The organism is Bartonella sp. B1099, from assembly GCF_944801835.1.
Classification (GTDB): domain Bacteria; phylum Pseudomonadota; class Alphaproteobacteria; order Rhizobiales; family Rhizobiaceae; genus Bartonella.
In genome coordinates, this window is sequence record NZ_CALYLN010000002.1 from 26,091 (window position 1) to 51,883 (window position 25,793).

18 protein-coding genes are annotated in these 25,793 nt (G+C 37.0%); 17 read left to right on the forward strand and 1 reads right to left on the reverse strand.

Annotation, left to right across the window (positions count from 1 at the left end):
• Nucleotides 1–60 precede the first annotated feature (60 nt).
• The 17 genes from nuoG to NNJ73_RS06505 all read left to right on the forward strand — a co-directional run bounded on the left by nuoG (nt 61) and on the right by NNJ73_RS06505 (nt 22,807).
• Nucleotides 61–2,130 (forward strand): NADH-quinone oxidoreductase subunit NuoG, encoded by a 2,070-nt coding sequence (gene nuoG / locus NNJ73_RS06425; protein WP_254493276.1) that lies wholly within the window; start codon nt 61–63, stop codon nt 2,128–2,130.
• A gap of 22 nt (nt 2,131–2,152) precedes the next feature.
• Nucleotides 2,153–3,199 carry an NADH-quinone oxidoreductase subunit NuoH gene (gene nuoH, locus NNJ73_RS06430; RefSeq protein ID WP_254493687.1) on the forward strand — a complete coding sequence of 349 codons (1,047 nt, stop codon included), beginning with the start codon at nt 2,153–2,155 and terminating at the stop codon, nt 3,197–3,199.
• 14 nt (nt 3,200–3,213) lie between these two features.
• Nucleotides 3,214–3,705 carry an NADH-quinone oxidoreductase subunit NuoI gene (gene nuoI, locus NNJ73_RS06435; RefSeq protein ID WP_004860049.1) on the forward strand — a complete coding sequence of 164 codons (492 nt, stop codon included), beginning with the start codon at nt 3,214–3,216 and terminating at the stop codon, nt 3,703–3,705.
• 94 nt (nt 3,706–3,799) lie between these two features.
• A complete protein-coding gene (locus tag NNJ73_RS06440; protein WP_254474072.1) occupies nt 3,800–4,420 on the forward strand; it encodes an NADH-quinone oxidoreductase subunit J in 621 nt (206 codons plus the stop codon).
• 14 nt (nt 4,421–4,434) lie between these two features.
• Nucleotides 4,435–4,743, forward strand: coding sequence for an NADH-quinone oxidoreductase subunit NuoK (nuoK, locus tag NNJ73_RS06445; protein ID WP_120102367.1), 309 nt, complete (start codon nt 4,435–4,437; stop codon nt 4,741–4,743).
• A 6-nt stretch (nt 4,744–4,749) separates the two neighbouring features.
• Nucleotides 4,750–6,714 (forward strand): NADH-quinone oxidoreductase subunit L, encoded by a 1,965-nt coding sequence (gene nuoL, locus NNJ73_RS06450; protein ID WP_254493278.1) that lies wholly within the window; start codon nt 4,750–4,752, stop codon nt 6,712–6,714.
• A complete protein-coding gene (locus NNJ73_RS06455; RefSeq protein ID WP_254493688.1) occupies nt 6,714–8,183 on the forward strand; it encodes an NADH-quinone oxidoreductase subunit M in 1,470 nt (489 codons plus the stop codon). The genes nuoL and NNJ73_RS06455 overlap by 1 nt, the downstream gene beginning before the upstream one ends.
• A gap of 17 nt (nt 8,184–8,200) precedes the next feature.
• Entirely contained in the window at nt 8,201–9,655 is a 1,455-nt protein-coding gene (gene nuoN / locus NNJ73_RS06460) for an NADH-quinone oxidoreductase subunit NuoN (protein ID WP_254493280.1), read from the forward strand.
• Nucleotides 9,655–10,464 (forward strand): biotin--[acetyl-CoA-carboxylase] ligase, encoded by an 810-nt coding sequence (locus tag NNJ73_RS06465; protein WP_254493282.1) that lies wholly within the window; start codon nt 9,655–9,657, stop codon nt 10,462–10,464. Before nuoN ends, NNJ73_RS06465 begins: the two co-directional genes overlap by 1 nt.
• A gap of 47 nt (nt 10,465–10,511) precedes the next feature.
• Complete coding sequence (locus tag NNJ73_RS06470; protein WP_254493284.1) at nt 10,512–12,188, forward strand: ribonuclease J; 1,677 nt, start codon at nt 10,512–10,514, stop codon at nt 12,186–12,188.
• Between the two features lie 201 nt (nt 12,189–12,389).
• Entirely contained in the window at nt 12,390–13,715 is a 1,326-nt protein-coding gene (gene proS, locus NNJ73_RS06475; protein ID WP_254493285.1) for a proline--tRNA ligase, read from the forward strand.
• 11 nt (nt 13,716–13,726) lie between these two features.
• The gene (locus NNJ73_RS06480; RefSeq protein WP_254493287.1) at nt 13,727–14,995 is read left to right on the forward strand and encodes a lipoprotein-releasing ABC transporter permease subunit; all 1,269 of its coding nucleotides are present in this window, start codon (nt 13,727–13,729) and stop codon (nt 14,993–14,995) included.
• Nucleotides 14,995–15,675: an ABC transporter ATP-binding protein gene (locus NNJ73_RS06485; RefSeq protein ID WP_254493288.1), complete on the forward strand. Its 681-nt coding sequence runs from the start codon at nt 14,995–14,997 to the stop codon at nt 15,673–15,675. The genes NNJ73_RS06480 and NNJ73_RS06485 overlap by 1 nt, the downstream gene beginning before the upstream one ends.
• Before the next feature lie 66 nt (nt 15,676–15,741).
• The gene (locus tag NNJ73_RS06490; RefSeq protein WP_254493290.1) at nt 15,742–16,029 is read left to right on the forward strand and encodes a succinate dehydrogenase assembly factor 2; all 288 of its coding nucleotides are present in this window, start codon (nt 15,742–15,744) and stop codon (nt 16,027–16,029) included.
• Nucleotides 16,030–16,034: 5 nt separating this feature from the next.
• The gene (mfd, locus tag NNJ73_RS06495) at nt 16,035–19,535 is read left to right on the forward strand and encodes a transcription-repair coupling factor (RefSeq protein ID WP_254493292.1); all 3,501 of its coding nucleotides are present in this window, start codon (nt 16,035–16,037) and stop codon (nt 19,533–19,535) included.
• Between the two features lie 588 nt (nt 19,536–20,123).
• The gene (locus NNJ73_RS06500) at nt 20,124–20,441 is read left to right on the forward strand and encodes a hypothetical protein (protein ID WP_254493294.1); all 318 of its coding nucleotides are present in this window, start codon (nt 20,124–20,126) and stop codon (nt 20,439–20,441) included.
• Between the two features lie 1,754 nt (nt 20,442–22,195).
• The gene (locus NNJ73_RS06505) at nt 22,196–22,807 is read left to right on the forward strand and encodes an invasion associated locus B family protein (protein ID WP_254493296.1); all 612 of its coding nucleotides are present in this window, start codon (nt 22,196–22,198) and stop codon (nt 22,805–22,807) included.
• Nucleotides 22,808–22,895: 88 nt separating this feature from the next.
• Here the strand turns inward: NNJ73_RS06505 and NNJ73_RS06510 are convergent, their stop codons facing one another.
• Complete coding sequence (locus tag NNJ73_RS06510) at nt 22,896–25,526, reverse strand: Rne/Rng family ribonuclease (RefSeq protein WP_254493298.1); 2,631 nt, start codon at nt 25,524–25,526, stop codon at nt 22,896–22,898.
• Nucleotides 25,527–25,793: the final 267 nt, after the last annotated feature.

Consider the following 25,793-nt stretch of genomic DNA (forward strand, 5'->3'; position numbering starts at 1 on the left):
ATTTTTTTAAGAGCAACCGAATGCAAATTTTAAGTGGATTGTCCGCAGGTTGGATGGGTGATGATAAATATCAAAGTTGATGGTAAAGAGATTAAAGTCCCTGATTACTACACGTTGCTTCAGGCAGCGGAGGCGGCTGGTGCTGAAGTCCCGCGTTTTTGTTTTCATGAAACTTTATCAATTGCTGGAAATTGTCGTATGTGCTTGGTTGAGGTCAAGGGAGGGCCTCCAAAGCCTCAGGCTTCTTGTGCTATGGGAGTTCGCGATTTACGATTGGGTCCTAATGGTGAAGCACCAGAAATTTTTACCAATACCGAGATGGTAAAAAAAGCGCGTGAAGGTGTGATGGAGTTTCTTCTCATCAATCATCCTTTAGATTGTCCTGTTTGTGATCAGGGAGGGGAATGTGACCTTCAAGATCAAGCAATGCTTTATGGGCGAGATTGTTCTCGTTATACAGAAAATAAACGTGCTGTAGAGGATAAATATATTGGACCTCTTGTCAAAACGGTTATGACACGATGTATTCATTGCACACGGTGTGTTCGTTTTACAACGGAAGTAGCAGGTATTTCTGAGCTTGGTTTAATCGGTCGTGGTGAAGATGCTGAAATTACAACATATCTTGAAAAAGCGATGACATCTGAATTACAGGGAAATGTTATTGATCTTTGTCCAGTGGGGGCTTTAACTTCAAAACCTTATGCCTTTCATGCGCGTCCGTGGGAATTGATTAAAACAGAATCGATTGACGTGATGGATGCGCTCGGCAGTGCGATCCGTATTGATAGCCGCGGCCGTGAAGTTATGCGAATTATGCCGCGTACGAATGAAGATGTAAATGAGGAATGGATCTCTGATAAGACCCGTTTTATTTGGGATGGATTACGGACTCAGCGGCTTGATAGACCCTATGTACGTAAAGACGGAAAGCTTCAACCTGTCAGTTGGACAGAAGCTTTTGCAAAAATTAAAATGGTGTTCTCTAAAGTTTTACCAGAAAAAATTGGAGCCATTGCTGGAGATCTTGCTTCTGTTGAAGAAATGTATGCCCTTAAAGCATTACTGATCTCATTGGGTTCAAAGCTCTTTGATTGTCGTCAAAAAGGAGTTTCTTTATCGCCAGAATTTGGACGTTCGAGTTATATTTTTAATCCTACAATTGCAGGAGTTGAACAGGCTGATGCCCTGCTCATTGTGGGATCTAATCCACGCTATGAAGCTGCTGTTTTAAATGCGCGTATTTTAAAACGCCAACGGATGGGAAATTTTCCTATCGCACTCATTGGAGAGGAAGTCGATTTACGGTATCCTTATTCTTATCTTGGATCTGGGAGTGACGCATTAAAGACACTTATTCGGGGAGAGGATGCTTTTTTTAATGTTTTAAAAGAAGCAAAGAGGCCTCTTATTCTTATTGGAGAGGGGGCGATTTGCGGCAATGAAGGGTTATCTGTTTTAAAAAGTCTTGCTAAATTAGCGGATAATATTGGAGCTCTGAGTGAAGAATGGAATGGGTTTGGGGTTCTCCATAATGCAGCGTCGATCGTTGGAGGATTAGACATAGGTTTTACGTCTCAGCTTGGGGTTGCAAATATTCTTAAAACCTGTGAAGTTTTATTTTTGCTTGGTGCTGATGAAGTGGAATTGGCCAATATAAAAGCTTTTAAAATTTATATTGGTAGCCATGGTGATAATGGTGCACATGCTGCTGATGTTATTTTACCTGCATCGGCCTACACGGAAAAATCAGGGCTTTATGTGAATACAGAAGGGCGTGTTCAAATGACAAATCGGGCTGGTTTTGCTCCAGGTGAAGCAAAAGAAGATTGGGCTATTTTGCGTGCCTTATCGGATGTTTTAGGACAAAGGCTCCCCTTTGATTCTCTTTCTCAATTAAGACAATGCTTGTTTAATGATTATCCACATCTTTGTGCCATTGATGATATAATGCCTTCTGATATAAGTGATCTTAAGGCACTTGGTTCAAAAATGGTTTCCCTAGAAAGTCAAGCATTTACTTCTATGGTTAAGGACTTTTATTTGACAAATCCGATAGCACGTGCTTCTGCCGTTATGGCTGAATGTTCATCTCTTGCAAACAGCCGCGCTATGCAAGCTGTAAAGTAAGGGCAAAGGAAAAGGAATAATGATGTATGATTTCTTTATGACTTGGCTGTTGCCATTACTTATTATTGTTGGAAAAACACTTCTTCTTTTGGTTGTTCTGTTGGTTTTAGTTGCTTATCTTCTCTATGCAGATAGAAAGATTTGGGCTGCAGTACAATTGCGGCGTGGTCCTAATGTTGTTGGTCCGTGGGGATTGCTACAGTCTTTTGCAGATTTAATTAAATTTGTTGTAAAAGAACCTATTATCCCAGCAGGTGCAAATAAGGGGGTTTTTCTTTTAGCTCCTTTTGTTTCAGCGACACTTGCTTTATCAACTTGGGCTGTTATCCCTGTCAGTGAGGGCTGGGAAGTTGCGAAGATTAATGTTGGATTGCTTTATATCTTAGCCATTTCATCTCTTGAAGTTTATGGTGTTATTATGGGGGGATGGGCATCAAATTCAAAATATCCTTTTTTAGGAGCTCTTCGTTCAGCAGCACAAATGGTTTCTTATGAAGTTTCTATTGGTTTTGTGCTTGTGACTGTTATTTTAGTAAGTGGTTCCTTGGATCTTACAACAATTGTTCTTAAACAAACAAATGGCCTTGGTACAACTCTAGGTCTTCCTTTTAACAGTTTTCTCGATTGGAATTGGCTTATTCTTTTTCCAATGTTTATTATATTTTTTATTTCTGCGCTTGCAGAAACAAACCGTCCTCCATTTGATTTGGTGGAAGCGGAGTCTGAGCTTGTTGCTGGTCATATGGTAGAATATTCTTCAACGCCTTACATGCTCTTCTTTCTTGGTGAATATGTTGCTATTGTTTTAATGTGCGCTTTGACAACCATTTTATTTTTAGGGGGGTGGCTGCCTCCTTTGGATGTTTGGTGGCTTAATTGGGTTCCTAGTGTTATTTGGTTTGTTTTAAAAGTTTGTTTTGTATTTTTTTGGTTTGCTATGGTCAAAGCGTTTGTTCCACGTTATCGCTATGATCAACTCATGCGGCTTGGTTGGAAGGTTTTTCTTCCTCTCTCACTGGCAATGGTTGTGATAACTGCGGCTTTTTTAAAGTTTACGAATTTCGTTTAAGAGGAGATTTTACAATGTCAGGTTTTATTCAGGCGGCAAAGTCACTCCTTTTATTGGAGTTTGTGAGTGCTTTTTTCCTAGCCATGCGTCAATTTTTTTCGCCAAAGCCTACGATTAATTATCCTTATGAAAAAGGTTTTGTTTCTCAACGTTTTCGTGGTGAACATGCATTGCGTCGCTATCCGAATGGTGAAGAACGGTGTATTGCTTGTAAATTATGTGAAGCAATTTGCCCTGCACAAGCGATAACAATTGAGGCAGGACCGCGACGTAATGATGGTACGCGGAGAACCGTTCGTTATGATATTGATATGGTTAAGTGTATTTACTGTGGTTTTTGTCAAGAAGCTTGTCCGGTAGAGGCTATTGTTGAGGGGCCAAATTTTGAATTTGCAACAGAAACGCGTGAAGAACTCTATTATGATAAAGAAAAGCTTTTAATGAATGGTGATCGTTGGGAGCGAGAAATTGCTCGCAATATATTGATGGATGCACCTTATCGTTAAGTGTATCGCTCAATGAGGTGTCGGATAATTTTCCGATAAATTGTAATCTGGTATGAAGTTTGTACCAATTGTTTGAATAATTAAGGAGAAGCCTGTGCTAACAGATCTAGCGGCGGCATTTTTCTATTTGTTTGCTTTTATTATGCTAACAAGTGCAGTAATTGTTATTACAGCACGCAATCCTGTGCATTCTGTTTTATTTTTAATCCTTGCATTTTTTAATGCAGCGGCTTTATTTTTGCTTGCAGGAGCAGAGTTTTTGGGGCTTATCCTGCTTGTTGTTTATGTTGGAGCTGTCGCTGTTTTATTTTTATTTGTCGTTATGATGCTGGATGTTGATTTTGCTGAGTTAAAGAGTGGCGCTCTTCGATATGCGCCTATAGGAGCTCTTATTGGCATTATTATCGCTGTAGAATTGATTGTTGTTTTTGTGAGTAGCCATTTTTCTCCAATCTTGAGAACGCATGTTACGCAACCAATGCCAGACTTAGGGCAGCGAACAAATACACAAGCATTAGGGGATATTCTCTATACGGATTATGTTTTCTATTTTCAAATTGCTGGAATAATTTTATTAGTTGCAATGATTGGTGCTATTGTTTTAACACTTCGTCATAAATCGGGAGTCAAACGACAATCCATTGCAGAGCAAGTTTCTAGAACGGTAGAAAGTGCTATTGAAATCAAGCAAGTTGAATCAGGTAAAGGTATTTAAGGGGGGCTATGGATATGTATATCGATATTGCGCATTATCTCACTGTTTCTGCTTTGATGTTTACAATTGGTATTGCTGGAATTTTTCTCAATAGAAAAAATGTGATTATTATTTTGATGTCTATTGAGCTTATATTACTCTCCGTTAATATCAATTTTGTTGCATTTTCGGCATTTCTTCATGATCTCGTTGGTCAGATATTTGCTTTATTTGTCTTAACCGTTGCAGCTGCTGAAGCTGCCATTGGTTTAGCAATTCTTGTCGTTTTTTTCCGTAATCGTGGTTCCATTGCGGTTGAAGATGTTAATGTAATGAAAGGCTAACCCGTGATGTATTATACGATTGTCTTTCTTCCGCTTTTGGGTTTTTTAATTGCTGCACTAGGTGGAAAAACGATAGGAGATCGTGCAAGCGAATTGATAACATGTAGCTTTATGGTGATTGTTGCCATATTGTCGTGGATAGCATTTTTCAATCTTGCACTTGGTCATAATTCAGCGATTGATGTATTAGTATTACATTGGCTCACCATTGGTGATTTAAGCTTTAATTGGGCTTTTCATATTGATACATTAACAGCTGTTATGCTTGTTGTGGTGAACAGTGTTTCGGCATTAGTGCATATTTATTCAATTGGTTATATGCACCATGACCCTTCAAGGTCCCGTTTTTTTTCTTATCTTTCTTTGTTTACATTTATGATGCTTATGTTGGTGACATCCAATAATTTGATTCAGATGTTTTTGGGCTGGGAAGGTGTGGGACTTGCTTCTTATCTTTTGATTGGTTTTTGGTTTCAGCGCGATTCTGCTAATAAGGCTGCAATGAAAGCTTTTGTGGTCAATCGTGTCGGAGACTTTGGTTTTCTCTTAGGAATATTTAGTATTTTCGTTTTGTTCCAATCAGTTGATTTTGCCTCTATTTTTGCAAAAGCTGCAGACAATAGCTTTATACAAGATTTGACATTTCTAGGTTGGCAGCTTGATGGACAGGCTGCACTTACCATTACATGTCTTTTATTATTTATTGGTGCGATGGGAAAATCAGCACAATTTCTTTTACACACTTGGCTTCCTGATGCAATGGAGGGACCTACGCCTGTATCAGCACTTATTCATGCTGCCACAATGGTAACGGCGGGTGTTTTTATGATTGCGCGTATGTCGCCAATTTTTGAACTTTCTTCGATTGCTTTGACTGTGATTATTATTGTTGGCGCAACAACAGCGTTTTTTGCAGCAACTGTGGGATTGGTGCAGAATGATATTAAGCGTGTTATTGCTTATTCTACATGTTCTCAACTCGGGTATATGTTTGTGGCATTAGGTGTTGGAGCTTATGGTGCTGCTGTCTTTCATCTTTTTACGCATGCTTTTTTTAAAGCCTTATTATTTCTTGGTGCAGGTTCTGTCATTCATGCTGTATCTGATGAACAAGATATGCGCAAAATGGGTGGCTTACGCAAGCATATAAAGGTCACTTATTGGATGATGATGGTTGGAACCATTGCATTAACCGGTGTTGGAATCCCAGGAACAATTTTTGGGACGGCTGGTTTTTTTTCAAAGGATGCGATTATAGAATCTGCTTTTGTATCTCATAATATTGCTTCAGGATATGCTTTTTATCTCCTTGTTTTTGCGGCTTTTTTAACAAGCTTTTATTCATGGCGCCTTATCTTTATGACATTCCATGGGAAGCCACGGGCAACAGCTGATGTTATGCATCATGTTCATGAATCACCTCCAGTTATGTTAATGCCACTGTTTATTTTATCTCTTGGGGCAATATTTGCAGGTGTCGTTTTCCAACCTTACTTTTTTGGTGACTTTTATGATGCTTTTTGGAAGGGAGCATTGTTTACAAGCAGCCACAATCATATTCTTCATGATGCCCACCACGTTTTTAATTGGGTAAAATGGTCACCATTTATAGCGATGATTCTTGGGTTTGTGTTCTCTTATCTGTTCTATATTTCTTTTCCATCTCTTCCCAAGAAAATGGCTCGTCTTATGCCAGGAGTGTATAATTTTCTTTACCAAAAATGGTATTTTGATCAATTATATAACTTTTTGTTTGTTCGTCCTACCTTTAAGATTGGTTCTTTTCTTTGGAAAGTGGGAGATGGTAAAATTATTGATGGTCTAGGTCCTAATGGTATCGCAGCGCGTGTTGTTGATATCACAAATAGAGTTGTTCGGATGCAAACAGGCTATCTTTACCACTATGCATTTGCGATGCTTATAGGTGTTGCATTGCTGATTACATGGATGATGATCGGGGGCGTAAACTAATGACCGATTGGCCTATTCTTTCTACGGTTACATTTTTGCCACTTGTGGGTGTGCTGCTTATTTTGTTTATCAAAGATGATAGTGAAGCTGCACGCCATAATATACGCAATGTCGCATTTTTTACGACGATATTTGTTTTTGTTATTTCTTTAATTATTTGGATAGGATTTGATTCTAGCAACCCCAATTTTCAAATGGTTGAAAAATTCAGTTGGCTAGGGAATGGCATTAGCTATCATATGGGGGTTGATGGTATTTCTATTCTTTTTGTTGTTCTTTCGGCTTTTCTTTTACCTTTCTGTATTTTAGCAAGCTGGGAGAATGTTAAAGAGAGATTAAAAGCTTATATGATTGCTTTTCTTCTTCTTGAAGTTGCGATTATTGGGGTCTTTTGTGCTCTTGATGCAATATTATTTTATGTTTTTTTTGAAGGTAGCCTCATTCCAATGTTTATCATTATAGGGGTGTGGGGTGGTGCGCGTCGTGTTTATGCAAGTATCAAGTTTTTCTTATACACTTTACTTGGTTCAGTGCTTATGCTGGTTGCTCTTATGGCTATGTATTGGCAGGCAGGAACACTTGATATACCAACTTTACTCAATTATCAGTTTCCTGCCCATATGCAAATATGGTTATGGCTCGCATTTTTTGCTTCTTTTGCTGTTAAAATGCCGATGTGGCCAGTTCATACGTGGCTCCCTGATGCTCATGTGGAAGCACCGACAGCAGGTTCTGTTATTTTAGCCGGTGTCTTACTCAAATTAGGTGGGTATGGTTTCCTTCGTTTTTCCTTACCTATGTTTCCTATCGCTTCAGCAGATTTTGCACCTTTTGTTTTCACATTATCGCTTATTGCAATTATTTATACCTCATTGGTTGCACTTGTTCAAAGTGACATCAAAAAACTTATTGCATATTCCTCAATAGCGCATATGGGATACGTAACGATGGGTATTTTTGCTACGAATGAGCAGGGAATACAAGGGGCTATTTATCAGATGCTGTCACACGGAATTGTTTCCGCAGCTTTATTTCTTTGTGTTGGGGTAATCTATGATCGTCTGCATACACGTGAAATCTCAGCGTTTGGTGGTTTGGTAAATAATATGCCCAAATATGCTGTTGTTTTTTTAATCTTTACCATGGCAAATGTAGGACTTCCTGGAACTTCAGGATTTTTGGGTGAGTTTTTAACCTTAATAGGTGTTTTTCAAGTGAATAAATTGGTTGTTATTTTAGCGACAACAGGTGTTATCTTATCAGCAGCCTATGCCCTTTATCTTTATCGGCGCGTGGTTTTTGGTTCCTTGGATAAAGAGAATTTAAAAGTACTGATAGATCTCTCTTTAAGGGAAAAATTTATTCTTTATCCGATGGTTATTCTTACAATATTCTTTGGTATCTATCCAACGCCACTTCTTAAAGCGACGGCGTTTTCCGTAGAAGCCCTCATCAATAAATTACACTAGATAAGGGAAGAATTCTCATGCAAAGTGAAATAATAACACAATTCGTATTAATTCTTCCAGAGATTTTAATTGCATTAGGGGGAATAGTGTTGCTTTTGGTTGGTGTTTATTCCAATGCACGTGCTTCTTTAACAGTAACAGGTTTAGCCATGGCTCTTCTGGTGGCAACCATTATTATTCTCATCGTTTTTCCGAAAAGTGGCGCATTTCAAACCAATGCGCTTATTATTGACTCTTTTGGTCGTTATATGAAAATTTTAACGCTTATTGGTGCACTTTTTGCTCTTATTATGTCTGTTGGTTTTGCTAATGCGCAAAAGTTCAATATATTTGAATTTCCAGTGCTTGTTCTTTTTGCAACCCTTGGCATGATGTTTATGATTTCAGCGGGGAATATGCTGTCGCTTTATATGGGATTAGAACTACAATCCTTAGCTTTATATGTTTTAGCGGCGATTAATCGTAATAATGTAAAATCTTCTGAAGCCGGTATAAAATATTTTGTTTTAGGAGCATTATCTTCAGGATTGCTGCTTTATGGTATTTCTTTGCTTTATGGTTTTACCGGTCAAATTGGTTTTCACGAAATTGCTCTTGCTTTAAAAGGTGAAAATTTACAATTGGGGGTTATTTTTGGAATTGTATTTATTTTAGCTGGTTTGGCTTTCAAAATTTCTGCTGTTCCATTTCATATGTGGACACCTGATGTTTACGAAGGTGCCCCAACACCGATTACAGCATTTTTTGCTGGGGCGCCTAAAGTTGCTGCAATGGCTTTAATCATCCGTATTATTGTGATAGCCTTTATTCCCCTAGGGCGTGTTGATAGTGTGATGCCTGCATGGCAACAAATTTTGGTTTTTATGGCACTTGCATCAATGATACTTGGTGCGTTTGCTGCAATTGGGCAAAATAATATTAAGCGTTTAATGGCTTATTCATCGATTAGTCATATGGGCTATGCACTTGTTGGTTTATCAGCTGGAGATATGCTTGGGGTAAAAAGCGTTATCCTTTATATGACCATTTATCTTGGTGTTACTCTTGGCTCTTTTGCTTTTATTCTTGGAATGCGATCTCAGAGTGGCAATGTTGAAAATATTTATGATCTTTCAGGGTTAGCAAAGACAAATCCGTTTATGGCGATTGTCATGACAATACAGCTTTTCTCGCTAGCCAGTATACCCCCTATGGCTGGTTTTTTTGGGAAGTGGTATACATTTTCTGCTGCTGTTCATGCTGGTCTGACACCTCTTGCTATTGTTGGTATGATAGCCTCCGTTGTTGGCGCTTTTTACTATTTACGGGTTATTAAAATTATGTGGTTTGATGATGCAAAAGCGCATTTTGTTATTTTATCAAAAGAGCTTCAGTTTTGTCTTGGTCTTTCCGCATTATTTATCTTATTTTACACCTTTTTTGGGATTTGGTTTGCTGAATTGGCAGAAAAAGCGGCCGCTGCATTATTTTAATGAATATGGTTTATATTTTATCAGATTTTGCAAAGAAACAAGGATACACTGTTGAATCGTACGAAAGTGTTGATTCAACCAATCTCATTGCGCAACGAAAAGCGCAAACTGGTCATCAAGGTTATCTTTGGATTGTTGCGCAAGAGCAATTACAAGGAAGGGCAAGAAGAGGGAGGGCATGGAATAGTCCAAAAGGGAACCTTTATTCTAGTCTATTGTTAATGGATGATATCGTTCATCAAACGGCGGCTCAACTTGGTTTTGTTGCTGGAGTCAGTGTGGCAGAGGCAATAAAACAATTTATAAAAGATGAAAAGCAAACAGGCAATATTGTAAGCTTAAAATGGCCAAACGATATTTTGCTTAGAGGTGCTAAAAGCTCAGGAGTTTTGCTCGAAATTTTAAAATTGCCATCACAACAAAATGCATTGGTTATTGGTATTGGAATAAATGTGAAATATAATTATGAAGATGCACTCTATCCCACTTCAAGCTTAAAGAATATCGGTTTGCATATTGAAGCAGAACAGTTATTTACAGTTTTGACAGAATCTTTTTCTAGAAATTACCTTCTTTGGAAACAACCAAAAGGGTGTGAAATAATCCGAAATAAATGGCTTTTATATTCTGCTTACCTCGGAAACTATGTCAAAGTAATGAATGATGAAAAAATCGTTGAGGGGATTTTTGAGGGACTTGATCGTGATTTTAACTGCATCATAAAACAAAAAAATGGTCAGACAGCCATTATAACAGCGGGAGATGTTCATTTTGGTTCGGCTGCTTCTGTTCATGCAGGCGGTTATTAACGAAATTATTTTACCATCAGATTATCTTAATGATTTGGGAGATGTTAATGGTTGCAACCAATAAAAATGAATTTGTTTTTTTACCTCTGGGAGGTGTAGGTGAAATAGGAATGAATTTGGCTGCTTATGGATTTGGCTCCCAAAATCTTCGTGAATGGTTGCTTGTTGATATGGGCGTGAGTTTTGCTGGTTCTGAATTACCAGGAGTTGATCTTGTTCTCCCTGATATTCGTTTTTTAGAAAGTGAAAAACATAATATACGTGGTCTTGTTTTAACACATGCACATGAAGATCATTATGGGGCTGTTCTTGATTTATGGCCAAAATTACAAGTTCCAGTTTATTGTACAGCTTTCACGGCAGGGTTATTGGAAAGTAAAAGGCAATCAGATTTTGAATCTCAAAAAATGTCATTCAATATTTTTCAAGCAGGGGATTGTTTTCAGGTTGGTTCCTTTACCATAGAGGCTATTGCTGTTAATCATTCGATACCAGAATCTGTATCTTTAGCCATTACAACGTCTTTGGGAACTGTAATCCATACGGGTGATTGGAAAATTGATCATACCCCTTCGCTTGGAGCTGTAACGGATGAAAAAAGATTTCGAGCGTTAGGCGATAAAGGTGTTTTAGCATTGCTTTGTGATTCCACAAACGCATGTCGAGATGGTATATCTCCATCAGAGCAGCAGGTCCAAACCAGTCTTTCTGAGATTATTTCGAAGGCTGAAGGGCGTGTTGCAATAGCAACTTTTGCTTCTAATATTGGTCGGATACGTTCTATTGCTCTTGCTGCTCAAGCTGTTGGGCGTAAGGTTCTTGTCATTGGGCGTTCCCTTAAGCGAAGTATTATGGTTGCACAAGAGCTTGGTTATATGGATGGGTTAGCGCCATTTGTAACGGAAGATGATTATGGTTACATCCCACGAAAAGAACTTGTTTTAATTGTCACAGGGAGCCAAGGTGAGCCATGTGCAGCTTTGGCTAAACTTTCACGTGAGGGGATGAGGAATATTGCGCTTTCTACTGGAGATACTGTTATTTATTCATCGCGAAGTATTCCAGGAAACGAAAAAGCGATTCTTGAGATACAAAATCGCTTCATCGATTTGGGTATTAAAGTTATTACAAATGAAGATGCCCTTGTTCATGTTTCAGGTCATCCCCGTCGTTCAGAACTTTTACAGATGTATGATTGGATAAAACCACAGATACTTGTGCCTGTGCATGGTGAGGCAATACATCTTACTGCTCAAGCTGCTTTAGCGCGTCAAGCAGGGATTAAAATTGTTAGGGATATTAGAAATGGTAATATGCTACGTCTTGCACCAACGCCTGTAGAAGTTATTGATCACGTGCCTGTTGGTCGTATTTATAAAGATGGCTGTCTTCTTGGAGATGAGTATGAGCTAGGGATTCGTGAGCGTAGAAAATTAAGTTATGCTGGTCATGTTGCGGTTTCCCTCCATATGAATAGCAAGCATGAGTTATTGGATGATATCGGTCTAAGCATATTGGGACTCCCTGAGAGTAATGGAGAGGGGGAAAAATTAAAAGATATTCTTTTAGAGGTTGTGGAAAATACAGTTTATAATATTCCACGTATGAAGCGGAAAAATAATGAAGTTATTCGAGAGGCAACACGACGTGCAGTGAGAGCGGCTGTTTATGAAATTTGGCAAAAAAAACCTCTCTGTACAGTTTTTTTACATCAGTCAAAATAAAGCATTTCCATATTACGTTATTAAAAAAAGAAGAGCATTCTTATTTTATTGCTCAATAAGAAAAATAGAGAATAAAGCACAACAAATTTTTAAACAATAAGATCGTTATATTTGCAAGTATTCAGAATGCGGCTATAGATGAATAGAGGGTATATTAAATTGTTCCAATATGATAGATCTGAGTAGGAGTTAATTATTTCAATGCGTCTTTCTCAATATTTCCTTCCACTTTTAAAAGAGAATCCTAAAGAAGCGGAAATTGTTTCTCATCGCTTCATGTTGCGTGCTGGGATGATTCGACAACAAACATCCGGGATTTATTCTTGGCTTCCTTTGGGAAAAAAAGTGCTTGATAAAGTTTGTAAAATTATTCGTGAAGAGCAAGAACGAGCTGGTGCAATAGAAATATTGATGCCTACAATTCAATCTGCTGATCTTTGGCGAGAAAGTGGTCGTTATGATGATTACGGTTTGGAAATGCTCCGCATTAAAGATCGTCAAAAGCGTGATTTACTTTATGGCCCGACCAATGAAGAGATGGTGACAGATATTTTTCGCTCCTATGTTCGTTCTTATAAAGATCTTCCGCTTAATTTGTACCATATTCAATGGAAATTTCGTGATGAAATTCGCCCACGTTTTGGTGTGATGCGGGCACGAGAATTCTTAATGAAAGATGCTTATTCTTTTGATCTTGATTATGAAGGCTCTAAAACATCTTATAATCGTATGTTTGTGGCTTATTTACGCACTTTTTCTCGCCTTGGCTTAAAAGCAATTCCCATGCGTGCAGATACAGGTCCAATAGGGGGTGAACTTAGTCATGAATTTATCATTTTGGCAGAAACAGGAGAGAGCGCTATCTTCTGTGATAGACAATTTCTTGAACTGAGCGTTCCCCACAGTTCAATCGATTTTAGTGATAAAGCTGTTTTAGATGATACTGTTAGACAGTGGACATCTTTTTATGCCGCGACAGAAGAAATGCATAATGAAGAAGAGTGGGCTAAAATTTCTGAGGAAAATCGTCTTTCAGCGCGTGGTATTGAAGTCGGGCATATTTTCCACTTTGGGACGAAATATTCTGCTCCAATGGGAGCAAAAGTTATGGGACAAGATGGAAAAGAGCATGTGGTCTCGATGGGATCTTATGGGATTGGACCTTCACGTCTTGTTGCGGCCGCTATTGAGGCTTCTCACGATGAAAAGGGGATTATTTGGCCAAAGTCGATGGCGCCGTTTGATTTTGGGATTATCAATATGAAACCCGATGATGAAAAATGTACAAAAGCATGTAAGTTTCTCTATCAGGGATTAAAGGATGCTGGTTTTGATCCATTATTAGATGATAGAAATGAACGTCCTGGATCAAAATTTGCAACAATGGATTTGATTGGTTTGCCAACGCAAATCATTGTTGGTCCAAACAGCATTGCACAAAATGAAGTTGAAATTAAAGATCGAAAAACAGGTGTAAAAAAATCTCTAACAGTTGAAAATGTGCTCAGCCAACTTTCTGTAATTTAATAGGAAATGTTATGAAGAGGCTGAAAAATAAATGGTTTTCATCTTATGAGTGGATGATCGCTTTTCGTTATATGATTCCCAACAAAAAGCATGTCGTCGCATCTGTTATTTCAATTATTTCTCTTATTGGGATTATGTTGGGAGTCTTCGCTCTGGTTGTTGTTATGGCAGTGATGAATGGCTTTCGTACAGAACTTCTCAATCGTATTCTTGGTATGAATGGGCATCTTATTGTTCAAACAGTTGATTCTGGTTTTTCTGATTATAAGACTCTTATTTCTTCTTTAGAAGCTACAAATGGTGTGAAGTTTGCTTTGCCTGTTATTGAAGGTCAAGCGCTTGTTCAAGGTGAAGCTCAAGGTGGCTCTGGTGCGTTAGTTCGTGGTATGCGCAAACAAGATCTAGAAAAACTTAAAACAGTTTCTCAAAACATTAAATTAGGTTCGATTTCTCAGTTTGATCAAGAAGAAGGTGTTGCAATTGGAAGTGGTTTAGCAGAAAAGTTAGGGCTTACAGTTGGGAGGAATCTTCGTATTATTACCCCTGATGGTGATGAGACACCTTTTGGTGTTACACCACGTGTAAAAGCTTATAAAGTCATTGCTATTTTTGAAGTTGGTATGTCTGAATATGATTCAATATTTGTTTTTATGCCTCTCCATGAAGCACAAATGTTTTTTAATTTAGGCGATAAGGTTCAGTCTTTAGAATTATTTCTAAACGATCCTGATGCTGTTGATCAAATAAAACCTGTTGTAGAAAAAGCAGTTGATCAACAGGTCTATTTAATTGATTGGCGTACACGTAATCAGGCTTTTTTTTCAGCTTTACAGATTGAACGGAATGTTATGTTTTTCATTCTTTCTCTGATTGTTCTTGTTGCTGCTTTAAATATTATTTCAGGCCTTATTATGCTTGTAAAAGATAAAAGTCATGATATCGCAATTTTACGCACAATGGGTGCTCAACAGAGTGCAATTTTGCGTATATTTATTATCACAGGAATGATGATTGGTTTTATTGGAACGATATTAGGCTTAATTTTAGGTGTTATCGCGACCGCGAATATTAATCATATCCAAGATTTTATTTCTTGGTTATTTAATGTCGATGTTTTTAATCCCCAACTTTATTTTTTAACAAAACTGCCTGCACAAATTGAGTGGAAACAAACTGTTTTGGTTGCTCTTATGGCTTTATTCTTGTCATTTCTTGCTGCTCTCATTCCGGCATGGCGCGCTGCTAAGCTAGATCCTGTACAAGCCTTGAGGTATGAATAATGACAGCGATTTTAGAGCTTGTAGAGATTGAAAGACGCTTTTTTGAAAGTCATAAGCCGCTCATTGTTTTAGATAAAGCGAATTTTATTCTTAATCGTGGAGAGCTTGTTGCACTTGTCGCACCATCTGGTGCTGGAAAGTCAACACTTCTTCATATTGCGGGGTTATTAGAAAAACCAACAGCTGGTGATGTGTTGTTACGAGGTGTTTCTTGTGCAAAGCGCTCTGATCGTGAGCGAACAGCTATCAGACGAAATGATATTGGTTTTGTCTATCAATTTCATCATTTACTTCCAGAGTTTACGGCTTTAGAAAATATTATGATACCGCAAATGATAGCTGGATTAAATAAGTCCATCGCAGAAGATCGTGCGCGTAAATTATTGACGTATTTGCGTATTTCTCATCGGGCAAACCATCGTCCCTCAGAGTTATCGGGAGGAGAGCAACAACGTGTTGCTATTGCACGTGCTGTAGCAAATGGCCCTTCGGTTCTTTTGGCGGATGAACCTACCGGAAATCTTGATCCTGTAACGTCAGCTTATGTCTTTCAAGCTTTATCTGTCCTTGTTCGTCAATCTGGTCTTTCTGCTCTTATTGCAACACATAATTACGCTTTGGCAAAGCAAATGCATCGTCGGATTACACTTAAAGATCAGAAGATTATTGAACTTCCTTAAAGGCAAGGTATAAATTTTATAAGACTAATTGAATGGTTTATATTACTTTATTCAAGGAGATTTTTTATGACAGTTTTTGTCGTTGACAAAAATCAATTAGATGCGCGTCGTCGTCGGTTGATTTTTCGTGCATGGCATCGCGGTATTCGTGAAATGGATCTCATTTTTGGACGTTATGTTGATGCTCATATCACAGGGATGAATGATAAAACGCTCTCTGAACTTGAGTATATTATGTCTTTTGATGATCGCGACTTACTCACATGGATGACTGGAGAAATTTCACCACCCTTTGAAATTGATAGTCCACTTTTTCGTGATATTACCAATTATTGTACTTACTTAACTTATTGATTTAAATGTCTATATTTAAAAAAATTATCATTCCCCCCAATAGTCCTGTTCATATGATTTTTGATGGCGTTACGGATGGATTTGAAGCCTTTGCCCTTGCTAAATTAAGATCAGAAATTGCACAAGGTAAACCACTTATCTATGTTGTCCGAGACGGAACAAAAATTGCGCACTTACAACAAGTTTTAAATTTTATTGAGCCCAATTTGCTCGTCCTTCAATTTCCTGCTTGGGATTGCTTGCCTTATGATCGCGTGTCACCAGGAATTGCTATTATGGCACGTCGATTATCAGCATTGGCACGCCTGGCCAATTTACGTCAAAATCCACATCCTGCAATTATATTAACAACAGCAAATGCAATTATGCAAAAGTTGCCTCCTCGTGAAATGATAGAAGCTCAGCTTATTCATGCACATGTTGGCCAGCGCCATAACATGGGGCATTTCATTCAATTTCTAGAAACCAATGGTTTTGAACGCGTTACGGTTGTCCGTGATGTTGGTGAATTTGCTGTAAGAGGAGGAATACTAGATATCTTTTCTCCTATGGATACCCAGCCTTTACGTCTTGATTTTTTTGGAGATACCCTAGAAAGCATCCGTGTATTTGATCCAGAAAGTCAAAGAACAATACGCCAAAAAACTGAACTTTTATTACAGGCAATGAGCGAGGTTGTTTTGACAGATGAATGCATCAGCCGCTTTAAAAGCAATTATACCCGTACATTTGGTGTATCACAAAAAAATAACATGCTTTATGAAGCAATTGCTCAAGGTCGGCGTTTTGCTGGTGTGGAACATTGGCTCCCATTTTTTTATGAAAGCCTTGATACTTTTTTTGACCATTGTGGCAACTTACCGCTTGTTTTTGAACATCTCATAGAAGAAGTTTTTATTGAGCGCTATCGCCTTATTAAAGACTATTACAATGCGCGCAAAGAGCGCGAAAATGATAACGAAGGTTCTACTTCTTATCATCCAATAGAACCTAGTCTTCTCTATTTAACGCCAGAGCGTGTTTTGGAATGTGTGCAACAATCTTCACAGCGTATTGATTTTTCGCCTTTTAATATTCCACAAAGTTTGGAACAAACAGTTATTCACGCACAAGTTAAACAGGGATATGATTTTGTAAAAGAGCGTAATGCGCAAGAAAAGAATGTTTTTTCAAGTGTTATTGATCACATCGCATCTTTACGCGCTGCTGGCAAAAAAGTACTTTTAGCGTGTTGGAGTGAAGGGTCTCTCAATCGTTTGGTACAAGTTCTTGATGAGCATGGATTGAAAAAAATAGAAGTTGTAAAATCCTTGCAAACAGTCAAAGCAACACCACGAGATCGCATATTAGCAGCTGTTATCATGATAGAACATGGTTTTGAGGCTGAAGATTTAGCTATTATAGCAGAGCAAGATATCTTAGGTGATCGCTTTATCAGATCACCAAAGCGGCGTAAGAATCATACAAATTTTATTTCTGAAGTTTCTGCTTTAAATTCTGGTGATCTTGTTGTGCATATTGATCATGGTATTGGCCAATTTGTTGGTCTAAAAACCATCACTACAACTGGAATTTTACGAGATTGCCTTGAAATTAAATATGCTGGAGGTGATTTACTCTTTTTACCTGTTGAAAATATTGAGCTTCTCTCACGTTATGGTTCAGAAGGAACAGAGGTTACTTTAGATAAATTAGGGGGTGTTGCTTGGCAAGCACGTAAAGCTCGGCTTAAAAAACATTTATTGGAAATGGCAGGGCAATTAATTCGTATAGCTGCGGAGCGTGCGACCCGTGCTGCGCCTGCTTTACTTCCACCAGTTGGACCATTTGATGAGTTTGTTGCTGGTTTTCCCTATGAAGAGACAGAAGATCAAATGAATGCCATTGATGCCGTTTTAGACGATCTAGCCTCAGGAAAGCCGATGGATCGCTTGATATGCGGTGATGTTGGCTTTGGAAAAACAGAAGTAGCTATTCGAAGTGCTTTTGTTGCAGCATTAAATGGATATCAGGTGGCTGTCGTTGTACCGACAACTTTGCTTTCACGTCAACATTACAAGACGTTTATTTCGCGTTTTCAAGGATTACCTGTTAAAATTGGTCATGTATCAAGGCTTGTGAGAGGGAAAGAACTCACACAAGTCAAAAAAGGGATTTCAGATGGTACGATTGATATTGCCATTGGAACCCATGCATTATTAAGTGGTGCAGTCGATTTTTTACGGTTAGGTCTTCTTATCATTGATGAAGAGCAACATTTTGGGGTAAAACACAAAGAACGTTTAAAAGAGCTTAAAAGTGATATTCATGTTCTTACACTTTCAGCAACCCCCATTCCACGAACTTTAGGATTGGCATTATCGGGAGTACGTGAACTTTCATTAATTACCACTCCACCCATTGATAGAATAGCAGTTCGTACTTTTATTACTCCATTTGATGCACTTGTTATACGCGAAACATTACTTCGAGAATACTATCGTGGTGGACAAAGTTTCTATGTTTGTCCTCGTATTTCTGATCTTTCCTTTGTAGAAGAATATCTCAAAACCCATGTACCGGAACTCAAATTCGTTGTGGCACATGGACAAATGCCAGCTGGACAACTTGATGATATTATGAATGCATTTTACGATGGACAATATGATGTTTTACTATCGACAACCATTATTGAATCCGGTCTTGATATTCCAACAGCTAATACATTAATTGTGCATCGTGCTGAAATGTTTGGTCTTTCTGCGCTCTATCAATTACGAGGGAGGGTAGGACGCTCAAAACAACGTGCTTATGCACTTTTTACCTTTCCGTCTGGTAAAGTTTTAACATCTGCAGCTGATCGTCGTCTTAAAGTGTTACAATCTCTAGATACATTAGGGGCTGGATTTCAGTTGGCAAGTCACGATATGGATATTCGTGGTTCAGGCAATTTTTTAGGTGAAGAACAATCAGGACATATCAAAGAGGTTGGATTTGAACTCTATCAAAAAATGCTTGAAGAAGCAGTTGCTGAATTAAAAGATGGAGAGCTAAGTGAGGATAAGCAATGGTCACCTCAAATCTCACTCGCTACAACCGTGATGATACCAGAAAGTTTTGTGCCTGACTTATCATTACGTATGGGGCTTTACCGACGCTTGACAGAACTCGAGAATTTAGAACAGATTGATGAATTTGCAGCCGAATTAATCGATCGTTTTGGTCCTTTACCCCTTGAAGTTCAACACATCCTTAAAGTTTTTCATATCAAAACTTTATGTCGAAAAGCTCATGTAGAAAAATTAGATGCTGGACCAAAGGGGATTGTTATACAATTTCGCAATAATTATTTCGCCAATAGTGTTGCTCTTGTTCAGTGGGTGGGAAAACAAGGTTCAATGGCAAAAATTCGTCCAGATCAAAGTATTGCTCTTATTCGGGATTGGGCTAGCGTTGATGAAAGACTTATTGGAGCAGCAACGATTATGACTGAGCTTGTAGAAATGGCAGAACAACATTCTGTTTAAAGCAGTTTCTCTACTTTTCAGAACTATTCCTTATTTTTATAAAATTACTCTATAAAAATAACCGCTTATTGATTTTTTATAAGAATTAAATTTAAGTTTATAATAAAAGCCTTTTATATACTTATTGGGTCCACTCTAATAACACGTATTGATATAATGAAGAAATTAGCTTAGACAGTGTAACCGCAATAATAGCATTTGCATATAAGTATTTTCTACAAGTGCTCTAAAAAGAAAAATTTAGGTTAAAATAACATGCTTTCTTCATTACAAAAGTTTTTAACGGTAGTTTTTTTGTTACTGCCTTGCATATATGGCGTAAAAGATGCTCATGCTGAGTTTAGCTGAACCGAGTTATCGCTTTCTAGTTTAACGCTTGATGAGAAATACAAGCGTATTAAAGAAAGACTACAAGTTATTGAAAAGAGGATAAAGTTTATCGAAAAGATATTCGCTGATTTAACGCTTTCGCAAATACGTTCTCATAATATAGAGCACGATAGGCTTATACAAGAACAAAGCGATCTTAATGAAGAGCGTTATAAGCTTAATTCAAAACTAAATGAGTTAGCGAAGAAGAAGACAGAATTGGCACATAGAGCGCATAGAGCAAGAGAGTATAGAGTAGGAGAATATAAAGAGAAAATAAGTAAAGTAAAAAAATATCCAAAATCTCGAAGTGCCTATGAATTAGGAGTAAGTAGTGATGCAGCAGATATGGAGATTCTTAACGATAGAGATATTAACGAAATGATAGAGTATTATCCCATTATTATTCTTTCTTGTAAAATTCAAGAGAGTATGTTGTATAGTGATGTAGGCGCTTTATCCGGAAAGATTTTGGTTGGAAGCAAGAAGATTTTAGTTGGGCAAAAGACGCAATTAATTCAATTGATCCTGAATTAATCAAACACTTTGAAGAAATAATGGAGGCTAGTGCCTCAGGTTTTGAAGAACATATAATTAATGGTATAAAGGATATGATGATACGTCACCCTTCGAATGTAAAAAGCGCGGCCTTATTATGTAGAAGCACGAGAGAAATATATAATATAATGCTTCCAGAAAAGAGAAAGAATATTATAAATCGTATGCGTTCCCATGTTGAGAAGTGGTTCAATTAGAGAGTATTTTCTTGTTCTTATAGTAATTTTGTCCAAAATAGAAGTATACTTATTTTTTTATAACAGTATATTTTAGAAATTTTATGAAAAATTTCTTCAATTGAATAAAATAAAAAATAAAGTTAATAAACTAAATAATAAAAAATATTTTATCATAAATATATTATTATTTTTATCACATAATATACAATTTAATCATTTTAATAACTGTTCATTATTGTATAATAAATCTTGTTTTCTTAATACGATAAGAGAGATGTTTGATAGCTTTAGGTTATTTGTATAAGAGGACAGAACGATATGTTTAATTCATTTATAATTTATTCTTTGATTTTGCGAAAGATAAGGAAAGTTTTATAAGAATTTATAATTTTTTATTAAGATAATTTTATAAAAGCTAATTTCTTTACGCACATTACAAAGCTAAAAGTTGATTCCCATACAGTGATGCAATATAATGACATTTAATATATCAGTATAGAGTTGTTTAGGAAATGTAAAGCGGGTAACTCACGAAAAATTAAAAGCTTTGTTTAAGTCTGGAACTGATGCAATGAAGTCGATAATATCTAAATGTGTATTGAACGTTGCTGTTGTTATTGTATTTATAGTGGGATTAAGGAGCTCAGAAAAATTGAAACTCCCTTTAAATTTCGAAGAACTGAAACGTCAACAATTTATTTGGTTCATTTTGTGGTGAGAAAGCGTGAGGCAATATTTAATTTTCATTATGAAAATTAAATTATTCTTATAAATTAATATGTCATTTTATTTTAAAGGAAGTTTATTGATAATAATATTTTAGACAGTTATAGATTGTATATCTAAAAAATGTGTCGTTAAAGTAAGAAAAAATAATTCCTTAGTAGCGTATTTTAAAACTCAATTTTTAGCCAAAAGATATAAAATACACAGTTTTTATTATGAAAGCGGTTTTATGACAGAAGCATACCGCTATTGTTTCATAAATAGGGATAGAAAAGTGCCTACAGAAAAAATTCCTTACAATTCTTCAAAAACTGCAGGCTAGGAATGGATTTAGTTTACCAAATGTTCTTATAGGTTAATTTTATCTTTTTCATTTATACTTTTATACTAGGGATATCTAGAAAATATAAATTTTATCCAATATTTTTGAGCTTTATGCATTGCAATATTTGTTTCTAAAGCCTTATAGGCTAACGTGAAAGGTAAAAAGTTTAAATTCGCAAGATTTTTAGAAGTGCATAGGAGTTTATTTTAATTGATATTGCAATATTGATTCGTTTGTGTAATCTTAGCATAATTGCACAGAGGTGTTTTATGGATAAATTGCATCAAATACCCGTGTGATAAAGAGGGGAAAGCTATATGGGTATATAAAAGTTTACATAGATCGTCGTAGTTTTTTCTCTAAATTTGACTTTTTTTTTTTTATTGAAGTAAAAATAATAAAATTAAGTTTTATTTCATTATAATTTAATAAAATTTAAATGGAACTGTACTTAATATTTTTTTAAAATTACTTAAAAGCGCGTTGAAAGGATTAGCTTAATCATGTCGCATAAAAATTTTTATTCTGCTGTTTCAGTATTAGTTGGAGCAGTTGCCCTTTTTCTTTTAGCTGGTATTTCTGCAAATGCACAGACTTTATCGCAAGGTTGGTACAAAGTTTGCAGTAAGCAGCATGATGTTGATATTTGTAATACAATGAATACTGTATTATCAAATACGGGACAACCTTTAACGGCTTTTAATCTTGTTGAAATAAAAGGGAAGCAAAATGAAAAACGTATAGGTATTCAAGTGCCTACAGGTCGTTTTTTGCCAGAAGGTGTTCACATTCAAATAGGTGATGGCTTTTCTAAAAAAATTCCTTATATTATTTGTAATGGACCAAGTTGTATTGCCAATGATGTCTTAGACGATAAGCTTATTGCAGCGATGAAAAGTGGTACAAAAATGGTCGTAACCACTGTTAATTTCCGTGGTTCAGCTAATCCTATTGAATTTTCTCTTAATGGATTTACAGCGGCGTATACCGGTCCTGGTATGGAAGAAAAAGATTTCCAACAAGAGCAAATAAAGCTGCAGCAAGCTATTCAATCAAATCAAAAAGAAATTGAAGAGCGTATGCGGGCTGAGCAAGAGAAAGCAAAACAAAAATAATACACATAGGCCATAGAATTGGTCCAAACTTTTTCTATGATTGTTTATTGAGACCGCCACAAAAAATTGTGGCGGTTTCTTTTTATTGTTAATTTTTTGAAAGAGTTCTACGTTTCCACCAACCAATACGCGCAGTTTTAGGAGAATCATGAGATGTTGATGAAATAACAACAGGTTGGTTGATTGTTTCTTCAATTGTGGAAGGAGAAGTTTCAACAATTCTCTCCACCTTCATATCAGTTTCTTTTTCTAATGTTTTTTCTATTTCTGTTGTTTCTTTAGAGGATGAATTTTTACGTGTTCTACGTGTTGATTTCTTAGTGTTTTCAGGGGGGGTATCCTCACCCTCATGAACAGATTTTGCTGCTTTTTTTGTTCTAATTTTACGTACCGAACTGCTTTTAGGCTTTTCTTCAAGAGATTTTTGTTCTGCGATATTTTGATCACTCTCTAGAGAGAGATTATTTTCTACCGCCTTTGAAGAACGTGTTTTACGTTTTTTAGGTTTTACACTTATATCAACTTTTGTTGCTTCATCTTGCTGTTCTACATCGAGAGCTTGTGTATCATTTTTTATTTCTTCAAGTTTAGAAGATTTAGCGGATGGACCACGACGTTTGCGGTGCGCGGCTTTAATTTCTGCTAAAGCCTTCTTAGCAAAATCTCCTACTGGTTCTGCGTAAGGAATGCGAAGTTGATGAAAACTATTATCTTGATTTCGTCGACCACCACGACGTCCTCGACGGCGCCCTCGACGATAAGAATCATCACTCAATGTCTCTTCTTTTTTATGAACGGTGGAAAGAGACGGATCAGTAATTTCATCGTGGCGATTTTTGCGTCGACGTTTTTGATTTGTTTCAATGGAAGAAGAATTTTCAATAGATTCACTTTTTATGAAAATAGAATCTTTAATTTCTTGCTTATTGTCATCTTCCCATGAAGATTGAGAAATGCTTTCTGCTATTGTACCTTTAGAAATAACAAGATGTTGTGTTCCAATACTATCATCTGCTTCAATACTAATATTAAGTTTAAAGCGTGTTTCTAAATTAACAAGAATATTGCGTTTATGATTTAACACATAAAGCGCTGTTGCTACGGGTGTGCGCACAATGATATTATATTGCGAATTATGAAGAAGATATTCTTCAATGGAGCGCATGACATGTAAAGCAATTGATGATTCAGAACGTATACTTCCTGTTCCTGCACAATGGGGGCAGGGTTGTGTTGTACTTTCTAAAACTGATATGCGAATACGTTGACGGCTCATTTCTAAAAGGCCGAAATGTGAGATATGGCCAACTTGAATACGAGCACGATCATTTTTCAAACAGTCTTTTAATTTTTTTTCAACCAGTCGCACATTACGTTCTTCAAGCATGTCAATAAAATCAATCACGATTAAACCAGCAAGGTCACGTAAGCGTAATTGACGCGCTACTTCTTCTGCAGCTTCAAGATTTGTTTGTAAAGCTGTCTTTTCAACAGAGAATTCTCTCGTAGAACGTCCAGAATTGACGTCAATAGCAACAAGTGCTTCTGTTTGATTAATAACAAGATACCCCCCAGATTTTAAAGAAACCTGTGGTTGCAACATTTTATCAAGCTGAATTTCAATATTATTTCTTGCAAAAATAGGTGTAGGATCGCGATAAGGTTGCACAACTTTTGCATGACTTGGCATAAGCATACGCATAAAGTCTTTCGCTTCACGATATCCTTGGTCTCCAGAGACAAGAATTTCACTAATATTCTTATTGTAAAGATCTCGTATAGAACGCTTTATGAGATTACTTTCTTCATGAACAAGACATGGTGCCGTTGACTTGAGTGTCAAAGTGCGAATCGTATCCCATAACCGCATAAGATATTCATAATCGCGTTTAATTTCAGCTTTTGTTCTATTGGCACCAGCAGTTCGCAAGATAACGCCCATACCTTTTGGAACGGCTAATTCTTTTACGATTTCTTTAAGACGCTTACGGTCTTGCACATTCGTAATTTTTCGTGAAATACCCCCACCGCGTGCTGTGTTGGGCATGAGAACAGAATAACGACCTGCTAGAGAGAGATATGTTGTCAGGGCGGCGCCTTTATTCCCACGTTCTTCCTTGATAACTTGCACCAACAAAATTTGACGTCGTTTAATCACTTCTTGAATTTTATACTGGCGCCCTTGTTTTCTTTGATATGTTGGGAGTTCTTCACGGATGTCTTCAGCACCGACCATTTCGATTTCATCGTAAGAGACATCGGCATTTAATATCTCTTCTGTATGATCAATAGTTACAGCTTCGGAGGTATTATCATTTTCAACATCGGCTGCTATAGCATTGTTTTTCGCATTTTTTTTTGTTCTTCTAGAGCGTTTTTTATTTTTTGTTGTTTCTTCCGTAAAAACATCTGCTGGATTTTCCCCTACAGCTGCTTCTTCCTCTTCTTCAAGAAGAGCAAGGCGATCAGCAATAGGAATTTGATAATAGTCAGGATGAATTTCAGAAAATGTTAAAAAACCATGTCGGTTTCCACCATATTCAACAAAAGCTGCTTGGAGAGATGGTTCTACACGCGTAATACGTGCAAGATAAATATTCCCCTTGAGCTGTTTTTTATGTTCTGATTCAAAATCAAGTTCTTCAATTTTGTTGCCGTGAACAACAACAACACGTGTTTCCTCCGGATGAGAGGCATCTATAAGCATTTTGTTTGACATAAGTTAATATCCTGAAGGCGACATGCACAATTTTATTCAAACGAACGGTGTAATTATTCGTAGATGTAAAGAGCTGTCTGCCATAAAAGGGAAGTACCAGAAAAACAGGACGGAACATCCCGTGTAGATGCATGACTGCATTTACACCATTTCTCATCATTATCTCCATCTGTTTTTTATAACTCATATTTCTTAAAAGTCTCTGGTAAAATAATCTTTAAAACAGTTCGGATACCCGAACCAACGAATCTTAAATAATGCAATCCT

What these genes read in the sequence shown, in the direction of transcription:
- nuoG (WP_254493276.1), top strand. Translation starts at nt 61, where the DNA reads ATGATAAATATCAAAGTTGATGGTAAAGAGATTAAAGTCCCTGATTAC.
- nuoH (WP_254493687.1), top strand. Translation starts at nt 2,153, where the DNA reads ATGTATGATTTCTTTATGACTTGGCTGTTGCCATTACTTATTATTGTT.
- nuoI (WP_004860049.1), top strand. Translation starts at nt 3,214, where the DNA reads ATGTCAGGTTTTATTCAGGCGGCAAAGTCACTCCTTTTATTGGAGTTT.
- nuoK (WP_120102367.1), top strand. Translation starts at nt 4,435, where the DNA reads ATGTATATCGATATTGCGCATTATCTCACTGTTTCTGCTTTGATGTTT.
- nuoL (WP_254493278.1), top strand. Translation starts at nt 4,750, where the DNA reads ATGTATTATACGATTGTCTTTCTTCCGCTTTTGGGTTTTTTAATTGCT.
- NNJ73_RS06455 (WP_254493688.1), top strand. Translation starts at nt 6,714, where the DNA reads ATGACCGATTGGCCTATTCTTTCTACGGTTACATTTTTGCCACTTGTG.
- nuoN (WP_254493280.1), top strand. Translation starts at nt 8,201, where the DNA reads ATGCAAAGTGAAATAATAACACAATTCGTATTAATTCTTCCAGAGATT.
- NNJ73_RS06465 (WP_254493282.1), top strand. Translation starts at nt 9,655, where the DNA reads ATGAATATGGTTTATATTTTATCAGATTTTGCAAAGAAACAAGGATAC.
- NNJ73_RS06470 (WP_254493284.1), top strand. Translation starts at nt 10,512, where the DNA reads ATGGTTGCAACCAATAAAAATGAATTTGTTTTTTTACCTCTGGGAGGT.
- proS (WP_254493285.1), top strand. Translation starts at nt 12,390, where the DNA reads ATGCGTCTTTCTCAATATTTCCTTCCACTTTTAAAAGAGAATCCTAAA.
- NNJ73_RS06480 (WP_254493287.1), top strand. Translation starts at nt 13,727, where the DNA reads ATGAAGAGGCTGAAAAATAAATGGTTTTCATCTTATGAGTGGATGATC.
- NNJ73_RS06485 (WP_254493288.1), top strand. Translation starts at nt 14,995, where the DNA reads ATGACAGCGATTTTAGAGCTTGTAGAGATTGAAAGACGCTTTTTTGAA.
- NNJ73_RS06490 (WP_254493290.1), top strand. Translation starts at nt 15,742, where the DNA reads ATGACAGTTTTTGTCGTTGACAAAAATCAATTAGATGCGCGTCGTCGT.
- mfd (WP_254493292.1), top strand. Translation starts at nt 16,035, where the DNA reads ATGTCTATATTTAAAAAAATTATCATTCCCCCCAATAGTCCTGTTCAT.
- NNJ73_RS06505 (WP_254493296.1), top strand. Translation starts at nt 22,196, where the DNA reads ATGTCGCATAAAAATTTTTATTCTGCTGTTTCAGTATTAGTTGGAGCA.
- NNJ73_RS06510 (WP_254493298.1), bottom strand. Translation starts at nt 25,526, where the DNA reads ATGTCAAACAAAATGCTTATAGATGCCTCTCATCCGGAGGAAACACGT.